The 17,026-nt window shown below is 68.7% G+C and carries 17 protein-coding genes, 1 tRNA gene and 1 riboswitch; of the genes, 5 read left to right on the top strand and 13 right to left on the bottom strand.

Translation table 11 applies throughout. The annotated features are described in order from the left end of the window. Positions 1-43: 43 nt before the first annotated feature. Both HEQ16_08705 and HEQ16_08700 read right to left on the bottom strand, forming a co-directional pair. A complete protein-coding gene (locus tag HEQ16_08705) occupies positions 44-2,752 on the bottom strand; it encodes a GNAT family N-acetyltransferase (GenBank protein MCO4054119.1) in 2,709 nt (902 codons plus the stop codon). A 105-nt stretch (positions 2,753-2,857) separates the two neighbouring features. After that, the gene (locus HEQ16_08700; GenBank protein ID MCO4054118.1) at positions 2,858-3,385 is read right to left on the bottom strand and encodes a histidine phosphatase family protein; all 528 of its coding nucleotides are present in this window, start codon (positions 3,383-3,385) and stop codon (positions 2,858-2,860) included. A gap of 247 nt (positions 3,386-3,632) precedes the next feature. Continuing rightward, positions 3,633-3,746: riboswitch (TPP riboswitch) on the top strand. On the opposite strand from HEQ16_08700, the gene HEQ16_08695 reads away from it, so the two are divergent. The 4 genes from HEQ16_08695 to HEQ16_08680 all read left to right on the top strand — a co-directional run bounded on the left by HEQ16_08695 (position 3,737) and on the right by HEQ16_08680 (position 7,428). Beyond that, positions 3,737-4,345: an HMP/thiamine-binding protein gene (locus HEQ16_08695; GenBank protein ID MCO4054117.1), complete on the top strand. Its 609-nt coding sequence runs from the start codon at positions 3,737-3,739 to the stop codon at positions 4,343-4,345. It overlaps the preceding riboswitch by 10 nt. An 80-nt stretch (positions 4,346-4,425) precedes the next feature. Then, complete coding sequence (locus tag HEQ16_08690; GenBank protein MCO4054116.1) at positions 4,426-5,013, top strand: thiamine permease; 588 nt, start codon at positions 4,426-4,428, stop codon at positions 5,011-5,013. 28 nt (positions 5,014-5,041) lie between these two features. Further along, positions 5,042-6,697 (top strand): ATP-binding cassette domain-containing protein, encoded by a 1,656-nt coding sequence (locus HEQ16_08685; GenBank protein ID MCO4054115.1) that lies wholly within the window; start codon positions 5,042-5,044, stop codon positions 6,695-6,697. Beyond that, on the top strand, positions 6,697-7,428 hold the full coding sequence (locus HEQ16_08680) for an energy-coupling factor transporter transmembrane protein EcfT (protein ID MCO4054114.1): 732 nt from the start codon (positions 6,697-6,699) through the stop codon (positions 7,426-7,428). The genes HEQ16_08685 and HEQ16_08680 overlap by 1 nt, the downstream gene beginning before the upstream one ends. 26 nt (positions 7,429-7,454) lie before the next feature. Here the strand turns inward: HEQ16_08680 and HEQ16_08675 are convergent. The 7 genes from HEQ16_08675 to HEQ16_08645 form a co-directional block, all read right to left on the bottom strand. Continuing rightward, positions 7,455-7,530 (bottom strand) — tRNA-Phe (locus tag HEQ16_08675). Positions 7,531-7,629: 99 nt separating this feature from the next. Beyond that, positions 7,630-7,833: a DNA gyrase inhibitor YacG gene (yacG, locus tag HEQ16_08670; protein MCO4054113.1), complete on the bottom strand. Its 204-nt coding sequence runs from the start codon at positions 7,831-7,833 to the stop codon at positions 7,630-7,632. A gap of 33 nt (positions 7,834-7,866) precedes the next feature. Further along, complete coding sequence (locus tag HEQ16_08665) at positions 7,867-8,526, bottom strand: Maf-like protein (GenBank protein MCO4054112.1); 660 nt, start codon at positions 8,524-8,526, stop codon at positions 7,867-7,869. Between the two features lie 70 nt (positions 8,527-8,596). Further along, positions 8,597-9,457 (bottom strand): phosphatidylcholine/phosphatidylserine synthase, encoded by an 861-nt coding sequence (locus tag HEQ16_08660; protein ID MCO4054111.1) that lies wholly within the window; start codon positions 9,455-9,457, stop codon positions 8,597-8,599. A 198-nt stretch (positions 9,458-9,655) separates the two neighbouring features. Then, positions 9,656-10,354, bottom strand: a complete 699-nt coding sequence (locus HEQ16_08655) for a phosphatidylserine decarboxylase (protein MCO4054110.1) — start codon at positions 10,352-10,354, stop codon at positions 9,656-9,658. 120 nt (positions 10,355-10,474) lie between these two features. After that, positions 10,475-11,731: an MFS transporter gene (locus HEQ16_08650; GenBank protein ID MCO4054109.1), complete on the bottom strand. Its 1,257-nt coding sequence runs from the start codon at positions 11,729-11,731 to the stop codon at positions 10,475-10,477. Next, positions 11,728-13,644 carry an ABC transporter ATP-binding protein/permease gene (locus tag HEQ16_08645; GenBank protein MCO4054108.1) on the bottom strand — a complete coding sequence of 639 codons (1,917 nt, stop codon included), beginning with the start codon at positions 13,642-13,644 and terminating at the stop codon, positions 11,728-11,730. Before HEQ16_08645 ends, HEQ16_08650 begins: the two co-directional genes overlap by 4 nt. A 220-nt stretch (positions 13,645-13,864) precedes the next feature. Between HEQ16_08645 and HEQ16_08640 the strand changes: the two genes are divergently transcribed. Further along, a complete protein-coding gene (locus HEQ16_08640; GenBank protein MCO4054107.1) occupies positions 13,865-14,212 on the top strand; it encodes a hypothetical protein in 348 nt (115 codons plus the stop codon). 38 nt (positions 14,213-14,250) lie between these two features. On the opposite strand, the gene HEQ16_08635 is transcribed toward HEQ16_08640, so the two are convergent. From HEQ16_08635 to HEQ16_08620, 4 genes are read right to left on the bottom strand one after another with little or no spacing between them, the layout of a single operon-like run. Continuing rightward, positions 14,251-15,852 carry a citramalate synthase gene (locus HEQ16_08635; GenBank protein MCO4054106.1) on the bottom strand — a complete coding sequence of 534 codons (1,602 nt, stop codon included), beginning with the start codon at positions 15,850-15,852 and terminating at the stop codon, positions 14,251-14,253. Beyond that, positions 15,849-16,349, bottom strand: a complete 501-nt coding sequence (locus tag HEQ16_08630) for a GNAT family N-acetyltransferase (protein ID MCO4054105.1) — start codon at positions 16,347-16,349, stop codon at positions 15,849-15,851. The genes HEQ16_08635 and HEQ16_08630 overlap by 4 nt, the downstream gene beginning before the upstream one ends. Next, the gene (locus tag HEQ16_08625) at positions 16,346-16,570 is read right to left on the bottom strand and encodes a hypothetical protein (GenBank protein ID MCO4054104.1); all 225 of its coding nucleotides are present in this window, start codon (positions 16,568-16,570) and stop codon (positions 16,346-16,348) included. The genes HEQ16_08630 and HEQ16_08625 overlap by 4 nt, the downstream gene beginning before the upstream one ends. Further along, complete coding sequence (locus HEQ16_08620; GenBank protein ID MCO4054103.1) at positions 16,567-16,938, bottom strand: endonuclease domain-containing protein; 372 nt, start codon at positions 16,936-16,938, stop codon at positions 16,567-16,569. Before HEQ16_08620 ends, HEQ16_08625 begins: the two co-directional genes overlap by 4 nt. Positions 16,939-17,026 lie beyond the last annotated feature (88 nt).

The raw sequence follows: 17,026 nt of genomic DNA, 5'->3' as shown, positions 1-17,026 counted from the left end.
ACGGCCGACAGGCTGGTGGAGCAGATGAAGCCGCTCGCCGCCTTCAGGCGGGATGTCCGGGCTTGAGGGTGAGGCTGACGCGCGAGATTCCGTCGCCCTTGCAACCAGGCGACACCACGAAGCCGAGCTGGCGGCACATGGCCAGCATCCGGGTGTTCTCTGCCAGCACCTCGCCATTGATCTCGGCGAACCCCTCGGCACGGCCGAAGGCGATGATGCGCTTCATCAGGTCCTGGCCAATGCCCCTTTCCTGCTGGTCCGAGCGGACGAGAACCGCATACTCGCCGCGCTCATGGTTGGCGTCGCCATGCAGGCGGACCACGCCAAGGATTTCGCGCGTGGCGGGGTCGAGCGCGACGATGGCCATTTCGCGTGCATAGTCGAGCTGGGTGAGACGCGCCACGAGGGCATGATCAACGTTGCGCGCGCCGAGAAAGCGCAGCCGCAGATCCGATTGCGTGCAGCGCTCGAGCATGGCCATGAGCCCGTCGGCATCGGTGGGGCGCAGCGGGCGCACCAGAAGGTCCCGCCCATCGGCCAGCCTTGCCATCTGTTCGAGCTGACGCGGATAGGGGCGGATCGCGAAACGGCGACCCGAGGCCAGCGTGCGGTCAATGGCGGCGAGCGGCGCGACCTGCACCCGCGCATCGAGCGCCATCACGCCTTTGTCGTCGGCAAGCACCGGGTTCAGATCGAGGCCGACGATCTCGGGGTTGTCCTCCACGAGGCGGGAGACACGCACCAGCATGTCCGCGATGCGCTCGGCGTCGGCTGCAGGAACGTTGCGATAGCCCGCCAGCAGGCGTGAGACGCGGGCGCCGCGCATGAGCGCCCGCGCCTGGGCGAGGTCCAGCGGCAGCAGCGCCAGCGCCTTGTCGGCAATGACCTCCACCGCGGTGCCGCCATGGCCGAACAGCGCCACCGGCCCGAAGGTGGGATCCAGCGCCACGCCGATGATCAGTTCGCGCGCATGGCTGCGGTGGATCATCGGCTGCACGGTCACGCCCTCGATCCGCGCATCGGGGCGCAGACGCCGCGCGCGGGCCATGATCTCGGCGGCGGCGGCTTCCACCGCCTCGCGCGTCGAGAGCCCGAGGCGCACTCCGTCCACATCGGATTTGTGGCTGATGTCGCGCGACTGGATCTTGACGACGCTGGCGGAGCCGGCATCCAGATAAGGCGCTGCGGCCTCGGCCGCCTCCGGCGGGGTGCGCGCCAGCCGCACTGGGGCCGCGGAGATGCCGTATGCGCCGAGCAGGCTCGACACTTCTGTCGGCGTCAGCCAGGAGCGCCCATCATCAAGCGCGGCGGCGATGGCGCCATCCGCAGCGGCATGATCGGGCACGATCGACGCCGGCATGGCGGGCACGGTCTCCAGCAGCGCGTCGCGCGCCTTGCGCACCTGCATGAGTTGCGCTGCCCCGCGCATGGCTGCGCTCTCGGTCTCGAAGCTGGCGATGCCCGCCGCCCTGAAGGCATCGGCCACTTCGGCGTCGCAGCCCATCCAGACGGCAAAGATGGGACGATCGGCCCCGCCCCTGGCGCGGTGGGCTTCCAGCGCCCGGATCACGCCGTTGGCCGCTGCTGTGGGGGAGGTCAGCGCTGTGGGACAGTTCATGGCCAGCATGGCGTCGACGCCGCCATCGGCGAGCAGCGCCGCCGTCGCAGCCTCGTAACGGCTTGCCGGCGCGTCGCCAATGATGTCGACCGGGTTGGCTCCCGACCAGGTCTCGGGCAGCGCCGCATCGAGGGCAGCCAGCGTCGCGGGCGAAAGAGCGGCGAGGTTGGCGCCATACTCGGCAAGCTTGTCCACCGCGAGCACGCCCAGGCCGCCGCCATTGGTGACGATGGCGAGCCGGTCTCCGGGATAGCGCTTGTGGACCGCCAGCGTGGCTGCGGTCGCGAACATGTCATCAAGATCCATGACCCTGAGGCAGCCCGCGCGCCGGAACGCGGCGGCATAGACCTCATCCGAGCCGGCCAGCGCGCCGGTGTGGGTGGCGGCAGCCTTTGCGCCCTCGGCATGGCGGCCCGCCTTCATCACGAAGACAGGTTTGACGCGCGCGGCCTTGCTGGCGGCCGACATGAACTTGCGCGCATCGGTGATGGCCTCGACATACAGCAGGATCGCGCGCGTGGCCGGGTCTTCTGCGAAGTGATCGAGGCAATCTCCGAAATCGACATCGACCGCGTCGCCCAGCGACACCACTCCTGAAAAGCCGACGCCGCGATGGTGGCCCCATTCGACCAGGCCCGCGGCGATCGCACCCGATTGCGAGATCAGCGCGAGCGGACCTTCCCTGGGCAGCCGCGCCGCGAAGCTGGCGTTGAGACGCGCCCGGGGCGAGAGCACGCCCAGGCAATTGGGGCCGACGAGGCGCAGTCCGGCCTGGCGGGCCTCGGCAGCCGCACGCTCCGCCGGCGAGCCGGGTCCGCGGCCAAGACCCGCCGTGAGGATGATCGCCGCCTGCGCGCCCGTGCGGGCCGCATCGGCGATGACGGCTGGAACCGCGTGGGCGGGGGTGGCGACGATCACCAGATCCACCGGACCCGGCAGATCCTGCAGGCGCGCGCGGCATGGCACGCCGAAAACGTCGTCATGGCTGGGATTGACGGCATGGAGCGCGCCGCCATAGCCGCCCTCCAGCACGCAGCGCAGCACGATGCCGCCCAGCGCTCCCGCGCGCGGGCTTGCGCCGACGACGGCGACGGATGCGGGAGAGAGAAGTGTGCCCAGACGATACGTGCTCATGCCAACCCCGTTAAGCGCCGCAAAAGCGCGTCGCCATGACTTTCATCATGACAGGCCCACATCGATGTGACGGAAACAGGACCGGGTTCGCCTGAGCGGCAGGCGTCAGGGGCGCAGGCGGCCCACGACGCGAAGCTCACCGCCCTCGCGCGTGAGGACCACGGCCTCGCCGGAAGCGGGCACGATGCCCGTCAGCGCGGTGATGTTGACCTGATGGGTCACGACGACCAGCGCGCCCTGCCCTGCCCAGGCCAGCAGCTTGCGGCGGGCCTCGGCTGTCTGGGCCGGGCCGACAGCCCGATCGCCGAAGAAGGAGTTGAACGCCGTCTCCGCGCGCCAACGCCCGGAAAACCCGAGTTCGGCCGTCTCGCTGGCGCGGCACCACTGCGAGGCCCAGACATCGCCGATCGCGATGGCCCGCGCGCGGAAGGCTTGCCCGATCCGTTGCGCCTCAGCGCGTCCGACCGCGTCGAGGTTGCGCTGCGTGTGGCAGGCGCCGAGCTGCATGCCGGGCGGATCGCCCGTGCCCGGCGCATTGGCATGGCGAAACAGCGCGATGCCGCCCGCCTGCAGCGCAGCCCAGCCATCGGCCTCGGTGGCTGAGGCGCGGCCGGCCAGCGCCGCCGGCGCCATGACGGCAGCGAGCCCCAGGGCGCGAACGCAGCGGCGGCGGTTCATGGCAAAGACAATGGCGAAAGCATTCACAGGATGAGCCTTGCCGGACGTGCGATCATGGCTCCGCTGCCATCCGGGCGCCCCGATGAGGTAGGGATGCGGACCGGCGACGCAACCCGCAGCGCCGCAATGCCGCAGCGTCGCCGTCCACAGAAAGGCGGGGCCTCGTCCTTGCAGGCCGGGCGGGTTGGGGCTATAGCGTTTGTCACTTCCACAGGGGTGCTCCGTGTTGCCGGGGCTGAGATGCGGGGCGCGAAGCCTCCGGACCCTCAAGCTGATCTGGGTAATTCCAGCGGAGCGAGGCGGACCATGTTTTCAGGCGCACAGATTTCCCTTTATCCCATGACCGACGATTTCGTGTCGGTCATCCTCGGCGCCATCAAGGCGCTCGACCCTTACCGGCCGCATTTCCGCATCGAGACCGATGACGTCTCGACGCTGATCGTGGGGCCGCCCGGGCAGTTGTTCCCCGCCATGCGCGACCTGTTCGTCTCGGCCTCGAAGTCGGGCGTGCACTGCGTGCTCTCGGCGGCGGTTTCGCGCGGCTGCCCTGGCGAGCCTGATGATCCGATCTGCACGCCCATCAATGACAGCCGTCACGGCGAGCCGCTAGAAGCACGCATCGCTCATGCGAAGGCGGCCGTGCTCGCCGCGCCGCTCACCGGCCAGATCGTGGCCGCCCAGTTCTCGCTCTATCCGCTCGGCGACGGGCACCATATGGACGAGATCTACGGCTGCATCGACTTTCTCAAGGCGTCGGGCGTGTTCGGGAAGTCCAAGAACTTCTGCACCAAGCTGCGCGGCGATGCCGGCCCGGTCTTCGCCACGCTGAGCGAGGCCTTCCTGCGTTTCGGCGCGCCCGAAGGCCATGTCGCGCTCGACATGACGATCTCGGCCAACAGCCCGTCCAAGCCCTGACGGCTCCGTTTCCGCAGGGGCCGTGCGCGCTCACGCCCCCTCTCCCCATCCAGATCCCCCGGACCAGAAGGCGTCGCCTCATGACAAGCTCCCATGCGTGGACCCAGCGTGAAATCCTGATCGTGGCCGTTCTCGGCGCCGTTTTCGGCGTGCTGTATCTGGGTTGGGTGCAGGTCTGGCTGCTGCTCCAGCCCCTCTTCGGGCCGATCACCATGGATGTGGTGATGGGCTTCTGGTTCATCGTCTCGATCATCGCGGCCGCGATCATCCGCAAGCCCGGCGCGGCGCTGGCGTCGGAGATGCTGGCGGCTGGCATCCAGATCCTGCTCGGCAGCCCGGCCGGCCTTATCCTCCTGCTCACCGGCTTCGTGCAGGGCGCGGGCGCGGAAGCCGTGTTTGCGGCCACGCGCTGGAAGAGATATTCGCTGCCCGTGCTCGTGGCGGCGGGCGTCGGGGCCGCGGTGTTCTCGTTCATCTACACCTGGTTCCGCTTCAATTACGGCGCGTTGGCTCCCGGCCTGCTGGTGACCATGTTCACGCTGCGCTGCCTCAGCGGCGCGCTGCTGGCAGGCGTGCTGGGCCATCTGGTGGTCGAGGCGCTCTACAAGACGGGCGTGCTCTCCGGCCTTGGCATCGACCGGGCGCGCCGTTCCGCCGTCCATGCCTGATGCGGGGGCCGCGGCCGGCGCCGATGCCATGCTGCGGGACGCCGCATCATGGCACGGCGTCAGCGTGCGCTACCCCTATGCCCCACGCGATGCGCTCGGGCCCGTCGACCTTGCGCTCAGGCCCGGCGAGCGGCTGCTGCTGCTGGGGCCGTCCGGTTCGGGCAAATCAACGCTGCTGGACACTCTCACGGGCCTGATTCCGCAAAGCATGCCCGCCACCGTGACCGGCGCGATCGCCATCGGCGGCGAGCCGGTGGAAAGCCGCACGCCGGCGCAATGGTCCGCATCGGTGGCGCGCTACTTCCAGGATGCCGACCAGACGCTGTGCGGCATGCGCGTCGAGGACGAGATCGGGTTCGCGCTGGAGAACCGGGGCCTCGCCGAGAGCCTGATCCGCGAACGGGTCGCGGGCGCCATGGCCCTGCTCGGCCTGCCCGAAGTCTGGCGCGAGCGCCGCACCACCACCCTCTCGGGCGGCGAGCGGCAACTCGTGGCGCTGGCGGCGACGCTGGCGCAGGGCGCGCCCGTCATCGTCGTGGACGAGCCGACCTCGCACCTGGCTCCGCTCGCTGCGGCGCGCCTGCACGCCATCCTCACCGAGGTGGCCGCCGGCCGCAGCATGCTCATCGTCGACCACAGGCTCGATGGGCTGATCGATGTCGTGGACCGGGCGGCGGTGCTTGGCGCGGACGGCGCCATTCTGGCGCAGGGCGAGCCGGGTTGGCTGTTCCGGCACCATGGCGCCGACCTCGACGCCGCCGGCATCTGGCGGCCGCTCGCCAGCCGGCTCGATTCGGCGCTGGCGGCAGAAGGGCTGTCCGCGCCGGACGCGCCGACCACGATGCTGGCGCTGATTGCGCAACTCGACGCCTTGCCGCCGGCCCGGCGCGCCGCCGCCCGAGCGGTGATGGCGCGCGCGGCCCAAACCGGCCCCTCCCCTCGCCTTGCCGCTGCGGCGCCGGCGGCGCCCGTGGTGGCGCGGCTCGAGAGCGCCGATTGCGCGCCCTTTCTCGGGCCTGCGGTGCTGAGGGGCATCTCGATGGAGATTCGCGCGGGCGAGATCGTCGGGCTCATCGGGGCCAATGGCGCGGGCAAATCCACGCTGGGGCTGAGCCTTGCCGGGCTGCTGCGCCTCAAGGGTGGGCGGCGCGAGGGCGAGGCCGGGGGCGTGGCCTTCCAGAACCCGGAGAACCAGCTCATCGCCGGCTCCGCCGCCGAGGAGATTGCGCTGGCGCTTGATCGCTCCCTGCCGCTGGAGGCCCGGCTTGCCCGCGCCGCGCCGATTCTGGCGCAATGGGGATTGGCAGGTCTTGGCCCGCGCCACCCGTTCGAACTCTCGCAAGGGCAGAAGCGCAGGCTTGCGCTGGCGGCTCTCACGGCCGGCCCGCGCTGGCCGCTGCTGGTGCTCGACGAGCCGATGGCGGGGCTGGATGCATGCGGCGCCGCGACGCTGTCGGACGAGATCGTGCGCCTTGCGGGCGAAGGCCGCGCCATCGCCCTCATCACCCACGACATGGACCTCGCGCTGGCGCTTTGCACACGCTGCATCGTCCTGGGCTCAGGCGGCATCCTCGCGGCAGGCGCGCCGGGCGACATCCTCGGCGACACGGACCTGCTGGCGCGCGCCGGGCTCGCGCCGCCGGCCATTGCGCCGCTCCTGACCTGGCTGGAGGGAAGCGGCTGATGCTGCGCACCCTTCATCCGCTGCCCAAGCTCATCGTCTGCATGATCTGGCTGATCGCGGCGATCGTGGTGTTCGACGCGCATTTCCAACTGGCCACCATCGCGCTGGCCTGCGCGGCGCTGATCATCTTCAACCGCACCTCGCCGCTGCTCGTGCTGGCGCTGATGGCGCCCTTCGCGCTGTTCGGCTTCGGCTTTCTCACCACCAGCGTGGTGTTCCGCCAGGAAAGCGAGTTTGCGCGCAGCATGGCGCGGGAGGCGCTGTTCACGTCAGAGGGATTCTCGGCGGGCTTCGTGCTGTTCCTGCGCGCCATCGCCTGCGGCATGGTCTCGGCGCTGTTCACCCTGTCCACCGATCCGGGCCATCTGGTGAAGGCGCTGATGCGGGACTGGAAGCTCTCGCCGCGCATCGGCTACGCGCTGTTCTCGGCGCTGAACCTCGTGCCGGACCTCGCCGCCGAGGCGCAGCAGGCGCGCCTGGCGCGCGCCATGAAGCGCGGCAAGCCGCCCTCGCGATTCGCCGGGCCGATCGAGACCGTCAGCCTTATCCTGCCGCTGCTCGCCTATGCGATCCGCCGCGCCACCCGCGCCGCCATCGCCATGGAGGCGCGCGGCCTCACCGCCGGGCCGCGAACCATCGTGGGCGCCCCAAGGCTACGCACCCGCGACGCCATCTTCACAGGCGCCAGCCTCGCCCTGCTGGCGCTGACCTTCACGCTCAGGCATGGCTGATGAACGGCTGTGTGTGAAGGGGATTGTGGTGCCCGAGACCGGAATCGAACCAGTGACACAGCGATTTTCAATCGCTTGCTCTACCAACTGAGCTACTCGGGCGCCGGCGCTGCGAAGGTCTGAAGCGCGGTGGTGGGCGGGGTATAGTCGCTCGCTTTTGGCCTGTCCAGCCGTTTCGTCGCCTCTCGATGTCGTTGGCTGTCACGGTTGCCGTTCGGGCGCGTCCTGGTCGGAGGGGCCTTCCTGATCCTCTGTGGCGGGGATGGCGTAGGAACCCTTGAGCCAGCGGTTGAGATCGATGTCGGCGCAGCGCTTCGAGCAGAAGGGCCGGAAGGCTGCATCGACCGGCCGGCTGCAGATCGGGCATGGCCGGCGCTTCGGCGGCGCGGGTTCGGGTGCGTTCATCGGGCGCTCCTGATGTGCGGGGGCGGGGCTGCCTCAGCTTGCCGCCTGCAGCCAGCCCATGTGGATGGGGTAGCCCTCCCCCCCCAGCAGGGCGAGCGTCTCGTAAAGCGGCAGCCCGACAACGGCGGAATGCGAGCCCACCAGCTTGACGATGAACGAGCCCGCCAGGCCCTGCGCAGCGTAGCCGCCGGCCTTGCCGCGCCACTCGCCGCTGGCGAGATAGCTGTCTATGTCCTGCCCGGACAGGCGCTTGAAGCGCAGCCGCGTCTCCACCAGCCGCTCGCGGTAGGCCCCGCCCGGCGTGACGAGCGTGACGCCGGTGTAGACCCGGTGCGCCCGGCCCGAAAGCATCCGCAGGCACTGGGCCGCCTCGTCCACCACCTCGGGCTTTGGCAGGATGCGGCGACCGAGCGCCACCACCGTATCGGCCGCGATGATGTAGGCGCCGGCGAGATCGGGCTGCAGGGCGGCGGCCTTGTGAGCCGCCTCGGCTTTCTCCCGGGCGAGGCGGCGGGCGAGATCACGCGGACGCTCATTGCGGCCGGGGGTCTCGTCACGATCGGTCGGCAGCAGCGCGTCGGGCCGCACGCCCGCCTGTTCGAGAAGAGCGAGCCGGCGGGGGCTGGCCGACGCCAGAACCAGCTTCGGCCTCCAGCTCTCAGTTTGCGGTTCCTTGCGGCCGAACACGGGCATCATCCTGGGTTTACGAGGGCACGGACAGGCGAGCGGAAGCGCGAGGCCAAAGGCCCGCGAGCCGAACGCCTCAGGCGGGCGGGCCGGACACCTGGGGCGAGGTCGCTGGCAGGTCAGCGGCGCCCTCCCCGGCCCGGGCGCGGTCGGCACGTTCAAGCGCGCGGAAGCTGCGGATGCTCAGCGGCACCGTGGCGAAGTAGCCCAGGACAATGACGCTCAGCGCCTCGAACGGATAGGCCACCACCAGCGCAACCGCGAGGATGACCAGCACGAAGATCGGTGCCACCCAGTGGCGCGGCACCTTGGCGCCAAGGGTCTTGCCCGCAAACATCGGCACGGTGGAGATGGTGAGGAACGCGCAGGCCAGAAGATAGATCGCGACCGGCACCGCGCCATAGGGCGCGACGGGCACGCCAAGGAAGTGCAGATACAGCGGCAGCATGCCCGTGACCGCTCCGGCCGGCGCCGGCATGCCGGTGAAGTAGTTCTTCTGCCAGTCAGGCCGGTTCGGATCGTCGATCATCACGTTGAAGCGCGCCAGCCGCAGGCACATGGCGATCGCGAAGATGATGCAGATGATCCAGCCTATGTTGCGCAGGTCCTTGAGCACGAAATGGTAGAGGATCACGGCCGGGACCACGCCAAAATTGACGAAGTCGGCGAGCGAATCAAGCTGCGCGCCAAAGCGGGAGGTGCCCTTGAGGAACCTGGCCAGACGGCCGTCCACGCCGTCGAGCGCCGCCGCGATGAGGACGCAGACCACGCCTAACTCGAGCCGGCCCTCAATGGCCAGGCGCATGCCCGTTAGGCCCAGCGCAAGGCCCAGCAGCGTGATGAGATTGGGGGCAAGCAGCCTGAACGGGATGGGCTTGAAACGGCGCTTGCGCGGCTCGTCCTTGTCCGGCTGGAAGGGGGGGAACAGTTCGCTCAAAGGGGCCTCTCCGCAGAAGGGCGCAACCTAGTGCATATTCGCAAGGGTGAACAGGCGGCCTCGATGCGACCGCGCGGCGGGAGCCGGGCCCTCTGGTGGGGGTCGCCGTATCCTCCGATTCAGATGACACCGGCTCGCGCACCATCGCCGCGATCGAGGGGCTGGCGCTCCAGTGAGAACCAGCGCCCCGCCGCGACGTCACTGCGTGCGGAAGATTCGCGGCGTCTCGGTCGAGCGCAGGTCTGCGAGCACGGTTTCGCCGGCGATGGCGGTCTGGCCTTCGGACACCAGCGGCCTGGTGCCGAGCGGCAGGTAGACATCGACACGGCTGCCGAAGCGGATCAGGCCGAAGCGCTCGCCCGGAGCCAGAACGGCGCCCTCCTTGATGAAGGGCACGATGCGGCGCGCGATGAGCCCTGCGATCTGCACCACCAGCACCGGGCCGGTGGCCGTCTCGATGTGGAGCGCATTGCGCTCATTGTCATCGGAGGCCTTGTCCAGTTCGGCATTGAGGAACAGGCCGGGCGTGTAGGCGATCTTCTTCACCGTGCCGCTCACCGGCGAGCGGTTCACGTGGCAGTCGAAGACGTTCATGAACACGGAGATGCGCGTCATCGGCTCAGACGGCAGTTCCAGCTCCGGCGGCGGCACGGCCTGCACGATCATGCTCACACGGCCATCGGCGGGAGAGATCACCAGTCCTTCGCGCTGCGGGGTGATGCGGACGGGATCGCGAAAGAAATAGCAGATCCAGATGGTGATGATGAGGCCGACCCAGCCGAACGGCGACCAAAGATTGCCCAGCACGACCGTCGCCACCGCCGCGATGGCGATGAAGGGATAACCCTCCTTGTGGATGGGCACGAAGATCTTGCGGACGGAATCGAGGATGGACATGAAATCGCGGCTTTCGGTTCACGGCGTGGAAGGAGCCGCATTGATGGCCTGATTTAAGCGCGATTGGCCGCGCGCGCCATAGGGCAGTTGGCGCCCGCGCGGATTTGGCCGGGGCTTGCGTCAGGCGGGGCCTGAAGCCTCTGGCCGGGGCATGGCGCCGCCGACCAGCGCGTCGAGCCTCAGATAGGCGATGGCGGCGCACAGGCTGCCAGCCAGCCCTACCCACAGCGCCATCTGCTGGCCGGCGCGCTCGTAGATGAAGGCGAAGAGCAGCGGCGATGCCGCGAACATCAGGTTGAGGAAGAAGGACAGCCGGCCCAGCATGCTGGCATAGCCGCTCGATCCGAACATTTCGAAAGGCAATGTGGCGCGCGAGGTGGCGATGAGGCCAGTGGCGACGCCGTATATGGCCATGGCGGCGCCAAGCGCCGCGAGCTGAGCCCCGCCCGGCGCCATCAGCCCCAGCGCGGCCAGCATCATCACGAACACGATCGGCGAGCCCAGCGACGCAGCCGCGGCGATCCGCACGCCGGTGAACCGTCCCGCCAGGGCAAAATCGGTGACGCGCGCGAAAAAGGTCGCATAGGCCGTGACGGAGGCCAGGATGATGGCCATGCCGGCGTCCATGCCCGCTTCCCGGAACATGGCCACGAAATAGAGCGGCAGGCCCCATGACACGAGCCCGCTGAAGCCTGCGGCGACGATGAGCAGCCAGAAGCCGTGCCGGCGCTGCGCTGCCGTGAGCTGGCCCGGCGTCGGCGCGCTGTCGTCAGCCTCGGCAGCCGCCGATGCCGCGGGTGCGCGCACGAGGCCATGGACCAGCGGCAGGCACAGGAAGACCTGCAGGCCGGCATAGATGAAGCATACGGCTCGCCAGCCCAGGTTGACCTCCAGCCAGCCGGTGAGCGGCCAGACAAGCCCGTTCGAGAGCCCGCCGAACAGCAACAGCGCGCTGAGCCCGCGCCGCCCGCGCTCGGGGAAGCTCTGCGTCACGGCCGCGAGCGAACCGATGCTGAGGGCCAGCGGCGTCGCCAGCCCGATGAGCAGCCAGGAGGCGAGATAGGTCACGGGCCCGGTGCTGAGCCCGATGCCGACCAGACCCGCGCCCAGCAGCAGCTTGCCGATCAGCAGCGGCTGGCGCGCGCCCGACCGGTCGATCCAGGCGCCGAGGCCGGGGCCGGCCAGCGCGGCGACGAAAAGCATCACCGTGATGCCGCCATAGATCACGTCGCGCCCGAGGCCGAGATCGCGGCCGATCGGCTCGTCGAGGATGGAGGGCAGATAGAAGGTCGTGCCCCAGCCAAGGATCTGGGTGAGCGCGATGCCTGCGATGAAGAGCGGGAAAGGCCGCCGCGCCGGCGCGACCGCTGCACTCATCGCGTCAGCGTCACCCGCACGCTCGGCTCCTCGGCGGCGGCCGCGCGCTTGAGGGTTTCCTCGGCGACGGCAACCTCGCGCTGGCGGTTCCACAGCGCCGCATAGATGCCGTCCTGCTGAAGCAGCCCGTCATGGGTGCCGCGCTCCGCGATCAGGCCCTTGTCGAGCACGATGATCTCGTCGGCGTTGACGACGGTGGAAAGCCGGTGAGCGATGACGAGCGTGGTGCGCCCCACCGACACCTTGTCGAGCGCATCCTGGATCTCGCGCTCCGTGAACGTATCAAGCGCGCTGGTGGCCTCGTCGAGCACGAGCACGGGCGGGGCCTTGAGCAAGGTGCGGGCGATGGCGACGCGCTGCTTCTCCCCGCCGGAGAGCTTTAGCCCGCGCTCGCCGACCTGGGTGGCGTAGCCCTCGGGCAGCGAGGCGATGAAGCTGTCGATCTGCGCCATGGCGGCGGCGTTCCGCACCTCGTCATCGGTGGCGCCGTCTCGGCCATAGGCAATGTTGTAGCCGATGGTGTCGTTGAACAGCACCGTGTCCTGCGGGACCATGCCGATGGCGGCGCGCAGGCTGGCCTGCGTCACCTCCGCGATGGGCTGGCCGTCGATCAGGATGCGGCCGGAGCCCGGCTCGTAGAAGCGGAACAGCAGCCGCGAGATGGTGGACTTGCCCGCGCCGGACGGACCCACGATGGCGATGGTCTTGCCCGGCGGCACCGTGAAGCTGATGCCCTTGAGAATGGGCCGCTCGGCAATGTAGGCAAAGTGCACGTCCTCGAAGCGGACCTCGCCCGCGCTGACCGCAAGCGGCTTCGCACCCGGCTTGTCGATGATCTCGGGGTCGCGGCCCAGCAGCGCGAACATCTCCTCGATGTTGAGCGTGGCCTGCTTGATCTCGCGATAGACGGTGCCCATGAAATTGAGCGGCGTGTAGAGCTGGATCAGCAGTGCGTTGATCAGCACGAAATCGCCGATGGTGTTGCGATCCGAGCGGATGCCGTCCACGCACATCCACATCGCGATCGTCAGCGCCACCGAGAAGATCGCCGCCTGGCCAAAGTTCAGCACGGCCAGAGACTGGTAGGCCTTGACGCTGTTGCGCTCGTACTTGGCCATCGCGACGTCGTAGCGCGCGGTCTCGCGCGGCTCGGCGCCGAAATACTTCACGGTCTCGAAGTTGAGCAGCGAATCGATCGCCTTCGCGTTCGCGTCGGTGTCGCTGTCATTCATGTTGCGGCGGATGTTGATGCGCCACTCGGTCGCCCTGATGGTGAACAGCATGTAGACCGTGACCATGGCGAGCAGCAGCAGCACGTATCGCCAGTCGAAGGTGAACAGCAGCACGACGATGATGAGCGTCAACTCGACGATGACCGGCACAAGCTGGTTGAGCCCGAGCCGCACCATGTCCTCGATGCCCGATCGGCCGCGCTCCAGCACGCGGGTCAGCGCGCCGGTCTTGCGCTCGAGATGGAAGCGCAGCGAGAGGTGATGCAGATGGGCGAAGGTCTGGTGCGCCAGCTTGCGCACGGCATGCATGAACACCGGCGCGAACACCGCATCACGCAGCTGGATGAAGGCAGCGGAGCCGATGCGCATCACGCCATAGATCGCGGTGAGAAGCAGCGGCGCGGCGACCAGCCAGGACCAGCTGATCGAGCCGGCGCGGCCCTGCTCGGCCGTGAGGGCGTCGGTGGCGTATTTGAAGGAGAACGGCACGCCGACGAGGATGACGCGGCCGATCACCAGCAGCGCGAAGGCGAGGATGACGCGGATCTGAAGGTCGCGTCGGTCCTTCGGCCAGAGATAGGGCCAGAGCGCCTGAAAGGTCGTGACGAAGCCGCCGCTGCCCGCGGAGACGGCGGGGCGCCTGGCGCCGCTTGAGGACTGGGAAAGGGGCGCTGGCGACATCAGATCGGATCATCCACGGTGAAGCACGGCATATAAGCCAGCGCGGCCTTGCGAACGACCCTTTTCCCTGCAACCGCGCCCTGCCCCCAGCGCAGCCGGGGGGCGGCGCCGTCCATGCGATTTACCTTGTTTGTGCCGCGACGACGGTGTCTCATTGGAGCGCGCCGCCTCCAGCGGGCGGCCCCACCCATGTTGGCGATCTGCGACAAGAGGATATTCCATGCGCGTTCCATCGATATCATGGCCCATCGCGGCGGCTGCGGCCGCATCGGCGGCAATAGCCGGCCCTGCCCTGGCGCAGTCCGCGCAGCGCCCGCCGGCGGAGCTGATTATCATCAATGCCCGCAGCGTGACGCTGACCGCCCTCGAGATCGCCACCACCGGCCAGCAGCCGCGCCTCGTCGGCAAGCTCGCCAAGCCGCTGGCTCCCGGCGCCCAGGTGAGGCTCCGGCTGACCCGGCCGAGCGGCTGCACCTATTTCGTGCTCGCCCGCTTCGATGACGACAGCGAAAATGATTCCGACAGCACCAACCTGTGCGGCGAGCGCCAGATCCGGCTGACCGACTGATCCGCCGCCACGCGCGCCACCGCGGGCGGCGGGCAAGCCTACTCGCCCTTCGCCCCGGCCCGCACCAGCCGATAGGTGATCGAATCGACCAGCGCCTGGAATGAGGCGTCGATGATGTTCGGGCTGACACCGACCGTGGTCCAGCGTTCAGAGCCATCGGCGGAATCAATCAGCACACGCGTCACCGCATCGGTGCCGCCCTGGAAGATGCGGACCTTGTAGTCCACCAGCTTCAGGGCCTTGATGAACTCCTGATAACGGCCGAGATCCTTGCGCAGCGCCTTGTCGAGCGCGTTGACAGGGCCGTTGCCCTCAGCGACCGACATGCGCGACTGCCCCCCGATCCTGACCTTCACGATGGCTTCGGAAAAGGTGACCAGCTCGCCCACGGCATTGTAGCGACGCTCGACATTGACCTTGAAGCGTTCGACATCGAAATAGGATGGCACCTGACCCATCACGCGCTTGGCAAGCAGGAAGAAGGACGCGTCCGCGCCCTCATAGGCATAGCCTTGCGCCTCCTTCTCCTTCACTTCGGCCAGCACGCGGCCAAGGCGCGGATCGGCCTTGTCGATGGTGACGCCGATGCGCTCGAGTTCGGCGACGAGGTTGGACTTGCCGGCCTGATCGGAGACCAGCACGCGCCGCTGGTTGCCCACCGCCTCTGGCCTGACATGCTCATAGGTTTCCGGCTCCTTGAGCACGGCCGAGGCATGGATGCCCGCCTTGGTGGCGAAGGCCGAAGCGCCGACGAAGGGCGCGTGGCGGTTGGGCGAGCGGTTGAGGATCTCGTCGAGCTGGCGCGAGGCCTTGGTCAGGTCGCCCAGCCGCGCCTCGTCCACGCCAATGGCGTAGCGGCTGGCCAGCGTGGGCTTGAGCTTCAGGGCGCCGATGAGGGTGACGAGGTTGGCGTTGCCGCAGCGCTCGCCCAGCCCGTTCAGCGTGCCCTGGATCTGGCGCGCGCCGGCCTCGACCGCCGCCAGCGAATTGGCCACCGCGCAGCCGCAATCATCATGCGCATGAATGCCGATATGGCTTCCGGGCACGATCTCCGCCGTGCGCCGCACAATGGACGCCACCTCCGCAGGCAACGTGCCGCCATTGGTGTCGCACAGCACGACCCAGCGCGCGCCGGCCTCAAATGCGGTGCGGGCGCAGGCCAGCGCGTATTCGGGATTGGCCTTGAAGCCGTCGAAGAAATGCTCGCAATCGACGATAGCTTCGCGGCCTGCGCCGATGGCGGCCTTCACGCTCTCGGCGATCGAGGCGAGATTGTCCTCGTTGCTCGTCCCGAGCGCGACGCGGACATGGTAATCCCAGCTCTTGGCCACGAAGACGATGGTGTCCGCCCTGGCATCAAGAAGCCCGGCGATGCCCGGATCGTTCGAGGCGCTGCGGCCGGGCCGGCGCGTCATGCCGAAGGCGGCGAACCTGGCGCGGCTCGTGGCCTTCTCCGCGAAGAAGGCGGTGTCGAGCGGGTTGGCGCCCGGATAGCCGCCCTCGACATAATCGATGCCGAGGCCATCGAGCAGCGCGGCGATGCTGCGCTTGTCGGAGAGCGAGAAATCGACGCCGGTGGTCTGCGCGCCGTCGCGCAGCGTGGTGTCGAAGAGATAGACCCGTTCGGCCGCAGCGCTCATGGCCCGTCCCCGTCTTCGGCAGGCTCCGGGCTGAGCGGTTTTTCCATGACCATGCTGGGCAGCCATTCCTCGCCGATGCTCAAGGTCGAGCGCCGCACCGCGACATAGCCCAGCCGCTCGAAGAAGGGCAGCGCATTGTCCGTGGCGGCCACGGCCATCTTCGCCGCGCCGCGCGCCTGCGCGAGGCGCTCCAGAGCGTCCATCAACTGGCGGCCCACGCCCATGAAGGCCATGTCCGGGTGGACATGCACGTTCTCGATGACCGTGTTGTCGCGCATGGCCGCGAAGCCTACCGGCTCGCCATCCTCCTCGGCGACAAGCACGAGGCAGCCCGACAGGTGCTTCGACCACGCCTTTTCATCATCGGCCTTCGCGCCCCAGAGCGCGCGCTGCTCGTCGGAATAGGCATCGGAGGCAAGTTCCTCGATGGAGGCCTGGAACAGGATGCCGAGATCGGCGAAATCGGCGGGAAGCGCAGGGCGCAGGGCATAGCTCATGGCGTCGGCTCCGTGCCGCTTTCGCCGGGCTCGGGGGCCGGCCGCCAGGTCGAGCTGAGTTCGCCCGTCACCGGGTCCCTGGCGTCCATCAGCACGACGCCGAGCGCCACGATCTCGGCTCGCAGCCTGTCGGCCTCGGCGAAATCGCGGGCGCTGCGTGCCGCGATGCGCGCCTCGATGAGCGCGTTCACGCGGGCGGGGTCGATTGCGGATGCGGTCATGGTTGTGTCTCTTTGGTGTGCAGTTCGCGCCATATCGTGTCCTCGATCATCTGCGGACTGCTCAAGATCTCATGGTTCCAGAAGCGCAGGACATGAAAGCCCTGCGAGGCCAGCCACGCATCTCGGAGCATGTCGCGCGGACTTTCATTGTGCTGCGCGCCATCCGCTTCCACGATCAGCCGCCGTTCCAGAAAGGCGATGTCGGCGATGTATGGCCCGATGGGCTGCTGGCGCCTGAACTTGAAGCCATCGAGCCTGTGGCCACGCACCAGCCTCCATAACACTCGCTCGGCATCGGTCGGCGCCTTGCGCATGGCCTTGGCAAAGGTCCGCAAGCGTTGGCCGCGCGTCTGCGCCGCTGCCGCCATGCCGCGCGACCCCTCTCCCTCACCCTCTCCCGCAAGGGGAGAGGGGGGCTTTGGCAGTTGCGCTCTGTCTTCGATGAGCGGGCCTGGC

The sequence above is a fragment of the Bosea sp. (in: a-proteobacteria) genome, assembly GCA_023910605.1.
Lineage (GTDB): Bacteria > Pseudomonadota > Alphaproteobacteria > Rhizobiales > Beijerinckiaceae > Allobosea.
The sequence above is the reverse complement of the archived record's forward strand: the minus strand, read 5'-3'. Positions and strand labels throughout refer to the sequence as shown.

Bases quoted from the DNA above. Each gene is read 5' to 3' on its own strand.
- HEQ16_08705 (MCO4054119.1), bottom strand. From the start codon at position 2,752: ATGAGCACGTATCGTCTGGGCACACTTCTCTCTCCCGCATCCGTCGCC.
- HEQ16_08700 (MCO4054118.1), bottom strand. From the start codon at position 3,385: ATGGCGCCGGCGGCGCTGGCCGGCCGCGCCTCAGCCACCGAGGCCGAT.
- HEQ16_08695 (MCO4054117.1), top strand. From the start codon at position 3,737: ATGTTTTCAGGCGCACAGATTTCCCTTTATCCCATGACCGACGATTTC.
- HEQ16_08690 (MCO4054116.1), top strand. From the start codon at position 4,426: ATGACAAGCTCCCATGCGTGGACCCAGCGTGAAATCCTGATCGTGGCC.
- HEQ16_08685 (MCO4054115.1), top strand. From the start codon at position 5,042: ATGCTGCGGGACGCCGCATCATGGCACGGCGTCAGCGTGCGCTACCCC.
- HEQ16_08680 (MCO4054114.1), top strand. From the start codon at position 6,697: ATGCTGCGCACCCTTCATCCGCTGCCCAAGCTCATCGTCTGCATGATC.
- yacG (MCO4054113.1), bottom strand. From the start codon at position 7,833: ATGAACGCACCCGAACCCGCGCCGCCGAAGCGCCGGCCATGCCCGATC.
- HEQ16_08665 (MCO4054112.1), bottom strand. From the start codon at position 8,526: ATGCCCGTGTTCGGCCGCAAGGAACCGCAAACTGAGAGCTGGAGGCCG.
- HEQ16_08655 (MCO4054110.1), bottom strand. From the start codon at position 10,354: ATGTCCATCCTCGATTCCGTCCGCAAGATCTTCGTGCCCATCCACAAG.
- HEQ16_08650 (MCO4054109.1), bottom strand. From the start codon at position 11,731: ATGAGTGCAGCGGTCGCGCCGGCGCGGCGGCCTTTCCCGCTCTTCATC.
- HEQ16_08645 (MCO4054108.1), bottom strand. From the start codon at position 13,644: ATGTCGCCAGCGCCCCTTTCCCAGTCCTCAAGCGGCGCCAGGCGCCCC.
- HEQ16_08640 (MCO4054107.1), top strand. From the start codon at position 13,865: ATGCGCGTTCCATCGATATCATGGCCCATCGCGGCGGCTGCGGCCGCA.
- HEQ16_08635 (MCO4054106.1), bottom strand. From the start codon at position 15,852: ATGAGCGCTGCGGCCGAACGGGTCTATCTCTTCGACACCACGCTGCGC.
- HEQ16_08630 (MCO4054105.1), bottom strand. From the start codon at position 16,349: ATGAGCTATGCCCTGCGCCCTGCGCTTCCCGCCGATTTCGCCGATCTC.
- HEQ16_08625 (MCO4054104.1), bottom strand. From the start codon at position 16,570: ATGACCGCATCCGCAATCGACCCCGCCCGCGTGAACGCGCTCATCGAG.
- HEQ16_08620 (MCO4054103.1), bottom strand. From the start codon at position 16,938: ATGGCGGCAGCGGCGCAGACGCGCGGCCAACGCTTGCGGACCTTTGCC.